The sequence below is a fragment of the Flavobacterium alkalisoli genome, assembly GCF_008000935.1.
In the GTDB taxonomy this organism is placed as follows: domain Bacteria; phylum Bacteroidota; class Bacteroidia; order Flavobacteriales; family Flavobacteriaceae; genus Flavobacterium; species Flavobacterium alkalisoli.
This window is the reverse complement of sequence record NZ_CP042831.1, coordinates 2,805,235-2,819,110: the sequence shown is the minus strand read 5'-3', so window position 1 is coordinate 2,819,110 and position 13,876 is coordinate 2,805,235. Positions and strand designations below refer to the sequence as shown.

Below are 13,876 nucleotides of genomic sequence, written 5' to 3'. Positions count from 1 at the left end.
AATAACGGTAGGGTGAAAAACATTTCGTTTTCTTTTCGTAACAGGATTGCCATTTACTATATAGTAAGTACGGCACTGCTTGTTTTTGCCGTATTTGTGGTTATTTACTTTACCGTTCGCAAAAGCGTTTATAACGATGTGGAAAGGGATCTTAGCATTGAGGTTGCCGACCTGATGACCGAGATTGATATTTCTGCCGACGGTTTTGCCATACACGATGTACACGAGTGGAAGGAAAAGGAACACAACACACTCGACATCAATCCTATTTTTATTGAGTTTGTAGATCCAGAAGGTAACTCTACCGATAAATCGCCCAACCTAAAGGAATCCCACCTTGAAGCAAAGCACCTTTGTAAAAAGACTATTCATTATGATACCTGGCTGGAACACAAATCGGTAAGGCAGTTTGAGGTACCTATTACCTATCAAAACGAAATTGTAGGATACCTGTTGGTTGCTGCTCCGCTGGAAGATGCTGCCATGGTACTTAACAACCTTAGCAGGATACTTTGGTCTGCCTATCCCCTGGTGCTTATCGTATTGTTTTTAATAGCACGTTTTATTGCGGGACGCAGCATTAAGCCTGTAGCCTCTATAATGAGTACGTCAAACGATATTACAAAAGATAACCTTACCTCACGTATTCCGTTACCACCAAATAAGGACGAACTCTATGAACTTTCACAAACCATAAACGACCTGCTGGACCGCATACAAAGTGCCATAGAAAGGGAGAAACAGTTTACGGGCGATGCCTCGCACGAACTGCGCACTCCCCTGGCTGTTATTAAAGGTACACTGGAAGTGCTTATACGTAAGCCTCGTGATCGTGAGGAATATGAAGAAAAAATAAACTTTTGCATAAGCGAGGTAAACCGACTTAATCACCTGGTAGACCAGTTACTTTTACTGGCGCGTTTTGAAAACCAAAAACAATCTGTTAAGGTTGAGAACGTGTACCTAAACCCGGTACTGCTGGATACGCTTACCCGCTATTCGCTAACCATTAAGGACAAGAACATACAGGTAGTTACCCAGTTTGATAAGGACTATTATTATGAAACCGACGAATACCTGCTGTCTATAGTGGTAAACAACCTTATCTCTAACGCCATAAAGTATTCCCCCGATAACGGCAGGATAACTGTATCCCTTAGTGAAAACGACGGAACGGTTATTACCATTACCGATACCGGTATGGGTATACCGGCACAGGACCTGCAAAAGATCTTTAACCAGTTTTACCGTTCTAAAGCTACCGAACACAGTAACATAAAGGGTACAGGGCTGGGGCTTTCTATAGTAAAACGCCTTTGCCTGCTGTTAGGTATTGCCATAGATATTTACAGCAAAGAGGAAAAAGGTACTACGGTTAGGTTGTTTTTGAGGTAGTTTATTTTCTATAAACCAATGCCTCATATATAATATATCTTAAATACTCTTTTGAATCTATATCTTCCGTTAACAATTCAATCTTATTTAATAACTCTAATAATTCAGTTATTGTTTTTACCTGAGTAGTTAACTCACTTAAAATATTATTTTTACTACTCTTTAATTCTCCTGCCCTTGCTCTATTTATCTTATCACGAATTATATGTTTTATTTGGTCAGGTTTTTTTATTTCTCCAATCTTTTTTAAATCTTCAAAAAGTTCATTTTGTACTTCTTTATAATTTACTAACATCGCTAAATTTTCAAAAGCTGTCTGAGGAAGTTCATTATGTTTAATAGATAAAATTGTAGACTTTGTTCTCTGTGGTTTAATAAATAAACTAATATTCTTGTCTTCTTTTGAAACATAAGACAAAGAAATTACCGTAGAAAACCTCATAGCCTCTCTTTTTACTTCATCATTTGAAACCTCAATAATATTATTGATATAACCAACATTAGGCAATTCTTTTTCCTCTAAACTTTCAAAGTAAGTTCTCACATAAGACTCATTATATTCACATCTTTGAACGATAAATTTATTTTTTGATGATAGCATTTCTTTGTGCAGTGTTATTAAACCTATAAATACTGCTATATTATTATTATAATCATAATATCTTTTAGAAGTAATAGCTCTTAAAAAATAATTCCCTTCATTATCTAATAAAACTCTATATTTTTTTGCTTTATTATCACTACTTTCATAAATAGATTTTACTCTATTTAAGTTATATTGTACTAAATCATTGTGCCCATTATCCATAAGTTTATTTGCATATTTTTCCATACTAAATAAACCTGATAAAAAATCTGCTTGAGCAGAATAGATGGGTACAGCAGTAAATTCATCACTACTTGTTAATTGATTGATTTCTTCGTTTTCAATATTTTTAAAAGTAATTTTGAAACCATCTGTAGTATCAAACTCTAAATTATTATAAGTTGATTCTAAATCAAATTTTTCAAATTTAGCATTAACAATCCTCATTGTTTCTACTAATTTTTTAGCACCAGGAATTGATATAAAATCATCTTTTATTGTATCAATTTCTAGTAACTTGTAAAATTCGTCATATGATTTATGATTTAAAACCAGTTCCAATACCTCGGAAACTTTAACTCCTACATCCTGATCTGAAACATCGTCAAAAGTGAATGATTTTTTTCTAAATTTTTCCATCTATCTTTATTTTTGGGGTTATTAATCGGATAAACGTAGTAATCATTATTTTAAGAAAAAAGAGTATAATTACCTGTTTTTTAAAAACAGGTAATTATGCCTATATCAATCAGTTAAATAAAAATACAAGTACATATTTCTTCCCAATCTATAATAAACACCTTTCTTACAAGTAGTCCGAAAACCAAAACATTCTTTATATTTACGCCAAACCACGCTATATATAAATGAAATTTGAAATCCCTTTTAACCCTACACTTTACAAGGAAAAAACAATAAACGTATTTAACCACATTTGGTATACCAGAATAAGAAACACCCACCTGTTAATGGTACAGGCTATATTAATTACTATTATAGGGATATGGTTTCTGGCTTCGGGGCTTACGGTAGCTATGTCAGGATATCTTTTTATAGCAGTGGGCATACACTTGTTTATTAACTGCTCTAGTCATTACATAAACATAAGCCGAAACAGGAAAAAACAATATCGCTATATTGAGTCGGCAATCCAAAAAAACAAAAACACTATTGCCATAGTGGAGTTCAATAAAGAAGCCTTTCATTATGAGTCTGCCGGAATTTCCGTAATCCTTAATTGGGACAACTGTACAGGATTTAAGGTTATCAAAAAAAACTATGTACTTCTTTACTTTAATACGTCGTTTACTCCTGCTTACCTAATCTCAAAAGAAGAAGTAACACCACAGGGTTTTAATGATATAATTTCTTTCCTTGAAAACAAAAACTGGTATCCGGCGGCCATACCTACGCTGTAACCTGTAAAATTTCCCTATTTTTACGGCATAAAACTGCTGTGTAAAAGCTGTAATTAGTAACCATGAGCAAAACACCACATTTGCGTACTGTAAACGTAATGCGTTATGTAACCCCATTGCGTGAGGGCGGTTCGCTTCCTGCCATTGCAGAAGCCGACGACGATTTTAAATATGTACTTAAATTTCGCGGTGCCGGACACGGTACCAAAGCCCTTATTGCCGAACTTATAGGCGGTGAAATGGCACGCTTACTGGGCTTACCAGTACCCGAACTGGTTTTTGCCAACCTGGATGAAGCCTTTGGCCGTACCGAAGCCGACGAGGAAATTCAGGACCTGTTACAATTCAGTCAGGGGCTTAACCTTGCGCTGCATTTTCTTTCGGGAGCTATAAATTTCGATCCTGTTGTTACTACGGTAGACGAAAAAATGGCTTCGCAAATTGTGTGGCTGGATGCTTATATTACTAATGTAGACCGTACTTTCCGCAATACAAACATGCTTATATGGCATAAAGAGCTGTGGCTTATAGACCACGGTGCATCATTATATTTCCACCATTCGTTTAACGATCCCCAGGCTGCGGCGGTTACTCCGTTTGCACTTATTAAAGACCATGTGTTGCTGCCACAGGCTACAAAACTGGACGAAGTGAATGCCGAGTACAAAGCCCTGCTTAACGAAGAGAAAATACGCTCTATTACAGCACTTATCCCAGCCGAGTGGATGGACTGGCAGGATAACGACCTTGAGCCGGAACAGGTGCGCGAAGTGTATACGCAGTTTCTTTTAACGAGATTAGAAAACAGTGATATTTTTGTAAATCAGGCCAAAAATGCAAGATAAATACCTATATGAATATGCCGTAATTCGCGTAGTTCCCAGAGTGGAACGCGAAGAGTTCATCAATGCAGGGGTGATAGTGTTTTGCAAAAGGCAAAAATTTGTAAAAATGCTATTCACTGTAGCCGAACAAAAAATACTTATGCTTTCTCCTGAAGCAGATATAGAACAGATTAAACAAAACCTTGAATCGTTTGAAAAGATAGCCCGCGGCGCTAAAGACGGTGGCCCTATTGCCCTAATGGAACCCGATGAGCGTTTCAGGTGGTTAACGGCTGTGCGCAGTTCGGTTATACAAACATCAAGGCCACATCCCGGCTTTTGTTTAGATATGGAAAAACTAACCCAGCGCCTTTTTGAGGATTTGGTTCTTTAATTCCAGTAGCAAGTAGACTGATTACTGTATACTGAACACTTAATAATAAACATCGTCCTGATTTACCCCTTAGGTTGTCGTGTTTACACACCTTTGGTTTAACAATTCGTTTATAAATTTGTGATATACAAATCAAAAAACGAATAGTTATGACTAAAGTGAACCAAATTTTCGTGAATCTTCCGGTAAAGGACCTAAACAAATCCATTGAATTCTTTACCAAAATCGGCTTTACCTTTAACGCTCAGTTTACGAACGAAAATGCAACCTGTATGATAATTGGCGAAAATATTTTTGCTATGCTGCTTACAGAAAAGTATTTTAGTACCTTTATAACCAAAGAGATAGCCGACACCAAAAAAACAACGGAGCTTATTACATCACTTTTGGTAAACAGCCGTGAAGAGGTAGACGCCCTGTTACAAAAAGCTTTTGCTGCAGGCGGAAGGCAATACAAAGAACCTATTGATTACGATTGGATGTATAACCGTAACTTTGAAGATTTAGACGGGCATCAATGGGAAATATTCTATATGGATATGAGCGCTATGCCAACCGAATAACACATCTTATCTTTATTTACCAAGCCCGTTTTAGCCCCTTAAAACGGGTTTTGAATTTTTATACAACAACCCGTTGACTGTTATTGATAAGGTATATGTACTGAAACATGCAGTAGGCAGCCACCGCACCAAATAAGTGCCATAAAAAGTGAGTACCAAAACTCACCCAGCCCCAGCCGTCGGCAATACGAAAAGTAAGTGCAAGAATAAAAGCCATAAGTGCCAACCCTACCCATAGTCCGTTTTCAAACCTTGTCCTTATAAGATATCCCAGTACCGGGAAAAGCACCAGCGATGCCATTACCGCATAGTTTATGTTTATAAACAGATGGACATCACTTTGCGTCATTATACTCCTTAAATAAAACTGAAAAGCAACATACACTACTATCATACCTACGGCATAATACCATTTTGTAAGCCGGGCCAAAAAATAAACGCCCGCCGCTATACAAAGCAGCATAATAGGCAGCCAGTCCATCATAATAAAAAAGCTCCACTGGCGCAGACCATGATAAACCGTCCCTCCTATTCCGCCAATATAAAGCAGTATAACAGCCGTAAACAAAAAAGTATGCTGCTTTGCCCTTCCCCATAATTTAAATGTCCAAAAAAGGGCTAATAATAAGAATAGCAATGAGGTCGCTGCGTTTAGCGGCTCGGGAAACAAATTTTGCATGTTTGTTTCGGTATAAATAATTCCTCCGTCAGGTGGTATAGATTTAAAATAAAACATATTTTTATTATATTGCAATAAGGTGATTATGGTATGCCAATTTACACTTACAGCCATTTGTTAAGTTTTCTGTTACATTAAATTTAAACAAAAACTTTTAATTTGTTGATTTTTAATTTTTTATCAAACCTATATTAATTTGAATAGTCTATAGGGCAAGTATGAATATAAGAAAGCTTAAACGGATGTTAAGAAAATTTACTACTTTTACTTCGCTAAATAAGGGATAATTAATGGAGCTTTACATAAAATATAACATAGACCAGATGTGTAAAGTTCTGCTACAGGAGCAGTTAGATAAATTTGACATTGACTGCACAGTGACTGAGCCTGGATATGTCAAGTTTAAGGAAAACATACCTATGGAGAAATACAATCAGCTGATTGATTCTCTAAAACAATATGGTATAGAAATAGTAGACAATCAAAAAAGCATACTGGTACAAAAAATTAAGAATGCAATTATAGAAATGCTGTATTCTGATAAAGGTATGCAATCATTAAAAATATCATCTTACCTTTCTGAAAAACTGGATGAAAGTTATCGTACCTTATCTCAGGTATTTTCAGAAGTCACATTTATTTCAATAGAGAACTTTATTATCCTTCATAAAATAGAAAGGGTAAAACAGTTACTCATGACCGAAAGTCTTTCCCTTACCGAAATATCTTTTATGATGAATTACAGCAGTGTTGCTTATTTATCACAGCAGTTTAAAAACATTACAGGAGTGACCCCCACCACATTCCAGAAAATAATGAGACAAAAAAGAATATCTGAAAAATAATTTTTTAAGCCCTATATGCACCTTAGCCATTTACATATAATGCTGGCAGACGATGACGAAGATGATCGCCTGTTTTTTACAGAAGCCTTTGAGGAGGTTAAAATAAAATATTCTATAACGACCTTTAAGGATGGTGTAGAACTGATGAATCATCTTGTAAAAAAGGAAAATCCGCTTCCGGATATTATTTTCCTTGACCTTAACATGCCTCGTAAATCGGGGCTGGAATGTTTAAAGGAAATACGTGACAACGAAAGGCTTAAAAATATATCGGTTGCAATTTATTCTACTTCTTCGTCAGAGCAGGATGTGGAGCAGACATTTGTTCTTGGTGCTAACGTATACATTAAAAAACCTACCGACTTTACCGACCTTAAAAAGATACTTACTGATGTGGTTCATATCAACTGGCAGTATATTACAGATGGGTTAAATAAGGACAGTTTTATAATGAATTTGTAGCTTTTTAGCTGTTATAAAATTATACATACTTTGTTATAACATTTTTCCAAATCCCAGTGTTCAGCTAATATTAACAGCTTGTAAACACTTATTAGGAAACAAATTGGCTATATTTGTTATTCAACCCAATATTAAAACTATCAAGACCCATGAATAACGAATTAACAGTGTTTTACACCGATGATGACCAGGAAGATATAGACTTCTTCAGGGAGATTATCGATATAATAGACAGTAACGTTAAGGTGGTAACGCAGCGTAACGGCGAAGAATTGCTAAACGCGCTTAATAACCCGCCACCAACCCCTTACCTTGTATTTTTAGATATAAACATGCCGGGTATGAACGGATTGGAAACCCTTAAGAGAGTACGCGAGTCAGATCAGCATAAAAACCTTCCCGTGGTTATGTTCTCTACTTCCAGCGATGATATTACCATTCAGCAAAGTAAGGAACTTGGTGCTTCATTTTATGTGCCTAAATCGGGAGCGTTTGATAAGCTTAAAAAATCTATCGAACATACGCTTAAAATGAACTGGGAGAACAACTCCGATAGTAATGAATTTGTTTACTACTGCTAAGTACTGTTTTTAAATATGAGTAATGAGCTTACGGCAACCGAAACTTTTTTAGAAAGGCTAAGAGCCAAAACATCGGTAGCCCATACTAATCTGGAACAACTTCCTGTTTCAGTTTCGATTGTAAATCCTAATGTAACTAACAAGGAATATGTGCATTACCTAAACCTGATGCACGATGTAGTCAAGCAGGCCGAAGAAGAAATTTTTCCGGCCCTTACTGCTTTTGTTCCCGATGTAAATGAAAGAAACAAAACATCACTTTTAGAAAACGATCTTAAAGCATTAGGTTTTTACAAAACACAATTACATAAGCCTTTTGAAAATACTGCTTCAATGAGCCCCGCATTTGCCATGGGAGTATTGTATGTAATAGAGGGCTCTTCCCTGGGCGGAAGGGTAATCCTTAAAAACATACATACCTCACTAGGCCATACCGAAGAGCAGGGAGCTTCTTATTTTGCCGGATATGGTAACCAAACCGGCAGCAAGTGGAAGTCTTTCCTTAATGCCCTTACGGCTTATGAAGCACAAACTAATAATGAAAAAGAAATAATTGCAGGAGCAGAATATGCCTTTACCACTATAGGCAGGCATTTCTCATAAAATAACATAACAAAGCCCCGTTATGAACATAAAGGATATCGTAAACCGTGAAATAGTTAATCTTACTAACTGCGAACAGGAACCTATACACATACCCGGAAGTATACAGCCACATGGCTTTTTGCTTGCCGTAAATATTACCGACTTTAACGTTGAGTTTTGCAGCGGCAACAGCTATGAGTATATCGGTATAAAGCATCAGGATATCTTAGGAAAGACCATCGACTCGGTTTTTGGTAATGAAACCATTAACAACCTGAAAGATTATATAAGCAGAGACCTAATGCTTTCTGCCAGTCTTTTAAAACTGGAACTTAATAGTAAGAACTTCCTGTGTACGGTACACAAACGCGATAATCATTATATTATAGAGGCAGAACCTGCAAGCGTTAACGAAAAGGATATTAGTTTTGAATATAACCAGACAGCCCAGCTTTTGGGTTATATGCATGACACCCATACCTTAAAAGAACTTTGCCAGCTCGTTGCAGAAGGCACAAGAGATATAACAGGGTATGACCGCGTAATGATTTATCGTTTTGATAAAGATTATAATGGAGAAGTATATGCCGAAAGCGTAAGGGAAGATTTAGAACCTTTCTTAGGATTACACTACCCGCATACCGATATACCTAAACAGGCACGCGAACTTTATATGCAAAACCTTTTGCGTATAATAACCGATGTAGATTATACTCCGGTACCTATTTATACCATTGATAACGGCACAGAAAACAATCTTGACCTGAGCCTTTCCATTTTAAGGAGTACTTCTCCTATACATGTGCAATACCTGCATAATATGGGTGTTGGTGCAACATTAACCATTTCTTTAATACACCAAAAGAAACTGTGGGGACTTATTGCGTGCCATCATTATTCGCCTAAAAACCTGGCACCCGATTTAAGACTGGCAGCTCAGTTACAGGGACACTTTATCACTTCGCAGATAGATATAAGGCAAAAAAACGAAGAGTACGAGCTCTCGCTTAAAACAGCTTCAGCATTAGATAAGGTAAAGGATATTACCCTTACCAATGCCACATCTTTTAAAGAACTGGTTAACTCAAAACAGCTTTTAGAGCTATGTAATGCTTCGGGGGTATCTGTATTATTCAATAATTCTGTGTACAAAAGCGGTATTACACCTGATGACGAGGAAATAAAAAAGATTTCAAGCTGGTTGTCTACTTATACTCAAAACGGAAGTTTGCACACAGATAAACTTATTGATCTTTTACCAGAATACAAAAACGTATGTGAAAACACATCGGGTATTATATATCATTCCCTTGATATAGAAAACGACAACAGTATTATTTGGTACAGGCCGGAAACAGTAAAGGAAATAAACTGGGCAGGAGATCCTAATAAGTCTATTGAAAAAGATGAAAAAGGGCTTTCACCCAGAAAATCATTCGACCTTTGGAAAGAGGTCGTTAAGTGCCAGAGTTCTCCATGGGAGAAACCTGAAATAGATACTGCTGCCAATTATGCCTACAGGCTGCAACGACAGATAAACCTTCTTGTAATTACCAACGAGGAGCAAAAATACCGAAAGCTAAGCGAATTGCTTAAAGAAACAAATTCTGAGCTTGAAAATATTAACTGGATAAGTACACATGACCTTCAGGAACCTCTACGTAAAATACAGCTTGTATCTTCACGCATATTAAGTACCGAAAAGAACATTCCTGAAAAGGTGGAAGATGCCATAAAACGAATGAACAGTTCTGCAAACAGGATGCAGACACTGCTTGTTGATATTTTAAAATACACCCGCTTAAAGCACGAAGACAGTAATTTTGAGACTGTAGACCTTACAGAACTGATTAAAGAAGTTGTTATTGAACTTCACGAAACTATTGAGGAAAAAGAAGCAACCGTAAACATAGATGTATTACCTCAGGTACAGGGTGTTCCGTTTCTGCTAAAGCAACTGTTCTCTAACCTTATATCCAATTCAATTAAGTATTCCTCTCCCGACAGGAAACCTGTAGTACAGCTCTCTGCAGAAAAGGTTCCTGTTGCGTTTAATAGTACAAACCGAATGCTTTACAAACTGGTTTATGTTGCCGATAACGGAATTGGTTTTGAACAGGAATATGCCGAATCGATATTCAATATATTTACAAGGCTACATTCACCCCTTGACTATAAAGGCTCTGGTGTTGGACTGGCTTTATGTAAAAAGATTGTACAAAACCACAACGGATACATAACCGCATCGGGTAAATTAGGAGAGGGTGCAGTAATCAGTATTTATTTTCCTGCAGATAACGATGAGATATAAGAGTGTCTCTTGTCCTTTCTGGATTGGGTAATGCTTGCCAGGCTTTTTTCCTGTTCCCTGCCAAACAGTAAATGTTTAGAGCTTCCTATAATTTGTGAGGAATAAATACCCGTATGCCCTGAAAACAGGTAGGCTACAACACAGGCAATAGCTATAAACACACCGCTTTCGGCACCAAATAGTTCTATCCCCATAAGCGTACAGGCAATTGGCGTATTTGTAGCTCCCGAAAATACAGCCACAAAGCCCATACCTGCCAACAATGCCAATGGCAACGGTACAAAAAAAGCTAAAGCATTACCTAGCGTTGCCCCTATAAAGAATAGCGGAGTTACCTCTCCCCCTTTAAATCCGGCACCAAGGGTAAAGGATGTAAACAATATTTTAAGCAGGAAATCATAAGAGGTTAAATCCTGATTAAAAGCATCTACAATTACAGGAACACCAAGGCCTATATATTTAGTGGTACCAAGCAAGTAAACCGCTAAGGCGATAACTATACCTCCGGCAAAGGGCCTTAAAGGAGAATAACTGATTTTTGATTTAAAGAATTCACCCCAAAAATGAGTCATCTTGGAGAATAAGGTAGCCGTAAGCCCGAATGCTATACCAACTCCAACAGCAAACAACAGGTTAAGCGGTGTCATTTCCGGCACAAAAGGTATGTGGTATTGCGTATGCCCCACTCCCCATATATAGCAGGTATAATTAGCAACCACAGCAGTAAGGAAGCTTGGCAATATCGCCTCATAACGCATTCTTCCTAAAACCAGTACTTCAAGAGCAAACACCGCACCCGCAAGGGGCGTACCGAATACTGATGCAAAACCTCCGCTAATACCAATTATAATAAGCATTTTGCGGTCTCGCGGGCGCATCTTAAAGATTTTGGTAAACTGATCGGCAATCGCACCTCCCATTTGTACAGCAGTACCCTCACGCCCGGCAGATCCCCCAAAAAAGTGTGTGGCTATAGTGCCAAACAACACCAGGGGTGCCATACGAAAAGGAATAACCTGTTTAGGAGTATGCAGTTCCTCCAGCAGCATATTGTTGCCTTTTACAACACTACTGCCAAAATAATGATATAATAATCCGATTATGAGTCCGCCAAGAGGTAGAAAGGCAATTATCCAAATGTGGCTTTCACGCCAGTTTGTAGCCCACTCAAGCGAGACTAAAAAGAATGCAGAAGCAGAGCCACACAATATTCCGACAATTATCGAAATAAGTAGCCACTTTAGCAGATAAAAAAACTGTGGAATTTGTTCGATTGAAGCAATAAGACCTTTTAAAGACTGTCTGTTCATGTTTACCTTGATTATATAATACATCTACACGGCCATAGCCGATACTTGTAGACGTCATCAGCCCGATTAGAGGCGGTTCAAGGCAGACATCATTGCCTGTATACCAAAAAAGCTACCCTGGGCAGCTTTTATTTAGTTTTTTCTGTTGTTTCTTTTTTCTTTGATTAACTCAACGGTTGCACCGCCTACCCAGTAAAACACAAAGCTTACAAGGAACATCATTAACCAAAAACCTATTGTAATGATACAAAGGAAAAGTAAGAAACCTAAATATTGTTGAAATTCGAACATGATTGCGTGTTATGTTTATTCTAATTCAGGCCAAAGATAATCTTAAAATTTATTTTGAGCAACACATAAAACCAAAAAACACACAAAATAATTTTGTGAAATCGTTTTCAATACCTAGCGATATTGCTTATTTTTGGCTGGATTTTAAAAACACCTGCACAACATCAGCAGGTTACGTTTTTAAACCGTTAAACAATCAGAATACAATAAATAACACATCAAAATGGAATACAGAATAGAAAAAGACACCATGGGTGAAGTGAAAGTTCCTGCTGACAAGTATTGGGGCGCACAAACCGAACGTTCAAGAAACAACTTTAAGATAGGTACTCCGGGCTCTATGCCAAAAGAAGTAGTAGAAGGTTTTGCTTACCTTAAAAAAGCTGCTGCTTATGCTAACCACGATTTAGGAGTTCTTTCTGTTGAAAAACGTGATGCTATTGCTCAGGTTTGCGACGAAATACTTGCAGGTAAGCTGGACGACCAGTTCCCTCTTGTAATATGGCAAACAGGTTCTGGAACACAAAGTAACATGAACGTAAACGAGGTTGTAGCTAACAGGGCTCAGGTTCTTGCGGGAGGTAAAATAGGCGAAGGTGAGCCGGTACTAAAAGCTAACGACGATGTAAACAAATCTCAGTCTTCTAACGATACTTACCCTACAGGTATGCACATTGCTGCTTACAAAGCTGTGGTGGAAGTAACTATTCCGGGTGTGGAGAAACTTCGTGATACACTACAAAAGAAATCACAGGAGTTTATGAATGTTGTAAAAATAGGCCGTACACACTTAATGGATGCTACTCCCCTAACTTTAGGTCAGGAGCTTTCAGGTTATGTGGCACAGCTAAACTATGGTTTAAAAGCAGTTAAAAATACTTTAGCCCACCTTTCAGAGGTTGCCCTTGGCGGTACAGCTGTAGGTACAGGACTTAACACTCCTGAAGGATATGATGTAAAAGTAGCTGAGTACATCGCTAAATTTACAGGTCATCCGTTTGTAACTGCAGAAAACAAATTTGAGGCATTAGCTGCTCACGATGCAATTGTTGAAACTCACGGCGCTTTAAAACAACTTGCTGTTTCATTAAACAAAATAGCTAACGATATCCGTATGCTGGCTTCTGGTCCGCGTTCAGGTATTGGCGAAATATTAATTCCTGAAAATGAGCCGGGATCATCTATCATGCCCGGTAAAGTTAACCCAACACAGTGTGAGGCATTAACAATGGTTTGTGCTCAGGTTATGGGTAACGATGTGGCTATCACTGTAGGTGGTACTCAGGGTCACTACGAACTTAACGTTTTCAAACCTCTTATGGCTGCTAACTTCCTACAGTCGGCAAGATTAATTGGTGATGCGTGTGTATCTTTTGATGAGCACTGTGCACAGGGTATCGAGCCTAACCACAAACGTATTAAAGAACTTGTAGACAACTCTTTAATGCTTGTAACAGCTCTTAATACTAAAATTGGTTACTACAAAGCAGCAGAAATCGCTCAGACAGCACACAAAAACGGTACAACCCTTAAAGAAGAGGCAGTACGTTTAGGTTATGTTTCTCCGGAGGATTTTGATGCCTGGGTTAAACCGGAAGATATGGTAGGTTCTTTAAAATAAGACATACTCAA

Annotated in this window: 15 protein-coding genes and 1 riboswitch; of the genes, 11 read left to right on the top strand and 4 right to left on the bottom strand. The window is 37.7% G+C overall.

Going from position 1 to position 13,876, the window contains the following annotated elements:
* The first annotated feature begins 12 nt into the window (after positions 1 to 12).
* The gene (locus FUA48_RS12895; protein WP_147583906.1) at positions 13 to 1,395 is read left to right on the top strand and encodes a sensor histidine kinase; all 1,383 of its coding nucleotides are present in this window, start codon (positions 13 to 15) and stop codon (positions 1,393 to 1,395) included.
* A gap of 1 nt (position 1,396) precedes the next feature.
* Here the strand turns inward: FUA48_RS12895 and FUA48_RS12890 are convergent, their stop codons facing one another.
* Positions 1,397 to 2,620, bottom strand: coding sequence for a hypothetical protein (locus FUA48_RS12890; RefSeq protein ID WP_147583905.1), 1,224 nt, complete (start codon positions 2,618 to 2,620; stop codon positions 1,397 to 1,399).
* Between the two features lie 227 nt (positions 2,621 to 2,847).
* Between FUA48_RS12890 and FUA48_RS12885 the strand changes: the two genes are divergently transcribed.
* The 4 genes from FUA48_RS12885 to FUA48_RS12870 all read left to right on the top strand — a co-directional run bounded on the left by FUA48_RS12885 (position 2,848) and on the right by FUA48_RS12870 (position 5,180).
* Positions 2,848 to 3,399 carry a hypothetical protein gene (locus FUA48_RS12885; RefSeq protein ID WP_147583904.1) on the top strand — a complete coding sequence of 184 codons (552 nt, stop codon included), beginning with the start codon at positions 2,848 to 2,850 and terminating at the stop codon, positions 3,397 to 3,399.
* A gap of 62 nt (positions 3,400 to 3,461) precedes the next feature.
* A complete protein-coding gene (locus FUA48_RS12880; protein ID WP_147583903.1) occupies positions 3,462 to 4,244 on the top strand; it encodes a HipA family kinase in 783 nt (260 codons plus the stop codon).
* A complete protein-coding gene (locus FUA48_RS12875) occupies positions 4,234 to 4,617 on the top strand; it encodes a DUF3037 domain-containing protein (protein WP_147583902.1) in 384 nt (127 codons plus the stop codon). The genes FUA48_RS12880 and FUA48_RS12875 overlap by 11 nt, the downstream gene beginning before the upstream one ends.
* 149 nt (positions 4,618 to 4,766) lie before the next feature.
* Positions 4,767 to 5,180: a VOC family protein gene (locus tag FUA48_RS12870; protein WP_147583901.1), complete on the top strand. Its 414-nt coding sequence runs from the start codon at positions 4,767 to 4,769 to the stop codon at positions 5,178 to 5,180.
* Between the two features lie 58 nt (positions 5,181 to 5,238).
* Here the strand turns inward: FUA48_RS12870 and FUA48_RS12865 are convergent, their stop codons facing one another.
* The gene (locus FUA48_RS12865) at positions 5,239 to 5,973 is read right to left on the bottom strand and encodes a hypothetical protein (protein ID WP_240732456.1); all 735 of its coding nucleotides are present in this window, start codon (positions 5,971 to 5,973) and stop codon (positions 5,239 to 5,241) included.
* Positions 5,974 to 6,149: 176 nt separating this feature from the next.
* Here FUA48_RS12865 and FUA48_RS12860 point away from each other — a divergent pair, with 176 nt between their 5' ends.
* The 5 genes from FUA48_RS12860 to FUA48_RS12840 all read left to right on the top strand — a co-directional run bounded on the left by FUA48_RS12860 (position 6,150) and on the right by FUA48_RS12840 (position 10,643).
* The gene (locus FUA48_RS12860) at positions 6,150 to 6,704 is read left to right on the top strand and encodes a helix-turn-helix domain-containing protein (protein WP_147583900.1); all 555 of its coding nucleotides are present in this window, start codon (positions 6,150 to 6,152) and stop codon (positions 6,702 to 6,704) included.
* Positions 6,705 to 6,719: 15 nt separating this feature from the next.
* Entirely contained in the window at positions 6,720 to 7,166 is a 447-nt protein-coding gene (locus FUA48_RS12855; protein WP_147583899.1) for a response regulator, read from the top strand.
* A gap of 149 nt (positions 7,167 to 7,315) precedes the next feature.
* Positions 7,316 to 7,747 carry a response regulator gene (locus FUA48_RS12850; protein WP_147583898.1) on the top strand — a complete coding sequence of 144 codons (432 nt, stop codon included), beginning with the start codon at positions 7,316 to 7,318 and terminating at the stop codon, positions 7,745 to 7,747.
* Positions 7,748 to 7,762: 15 nt separating this feature from the next.
* Complete coding sequence (locus tag FUA48_RS12845; RefSeq protein WP_147583897.1) at positions 7,763 to 8,350, top strand: biliverdin-producing heme oxygenase; 588 nt, start codon at positions 7,763 to 7,765, stop codon at positions 8,348 to 8,350.
* A gap of 22 nt (positions 8,351 to 8,372) precedes the next feature.
* Positions 8,373 to 10,643: an ATP-binding protein gene (locus FUA48_RS12840; RefSeq protein ID WP_147583896.1), complete on the top strand. Its 2,271-nt coding sequence runs from the start codon at positions 8,373 to 8,375 to the stop codon at positions 10,641 to 10,643.
* Here FUA48_RS12840 and FUA48_RS12835 read toward each other — a convergent pair.
* On the bottom strand, positions 10,613 to 11,953 hold the full coding sequence (locus FUA48_RS12835) for a voltage-gated chloride channel family protein (protein WP_205729409.1): 1,341 nt from the start codon (positions 11,951 to 11,953) through the stop codon (positions 10,613 to 10,615). The genes FUA48_RS12840 and FUA48_RS12835 overlap by 31 nt on opposite strands.
* A gap of 41 nt (positions 11,954 to 11,994) precedes the next feature.
* Positions 11,995 to 12,059, bottom strand: a riboswitch (Fluoride riboswitch).
* A 26-nt stretch (positions 12,060 to 12,085) separates the two neighbouring features.
* Positions 12,086 to 12,244 (bottom strand): hypothetical protein, encoded by a 159-nt coding sequence (locus tag FUA48_RS18395; protein ID WP_168196984.1) that lies wholly within the window; start codon positions 12,242 to 12,244, stop codon positions 12,086 to 12,088.
* 223 nt (positions 12,245 to 12,467) lie between these two features.
* Here FUA48_RS18395 and fumC point away from each other — a divergent pair, with 223 nt between their 5' ends.
* Positions 12,468 to 13,865 carry a class II fumarate hydratase gene (gene fumC, locus FUA48_RS12830; RefSeq protein ID WP_147583895.1) on the top strand — a complete coding sequence of 466 codons (1,398 nt, stop codon included), beginning with the start codon at positions 12,468 to 12,470 and terminating at the stop codon, positions 13,863 to 13,865.
* Positions 13,866 to 13,876 lie beyond the last annotated feature (11 nt).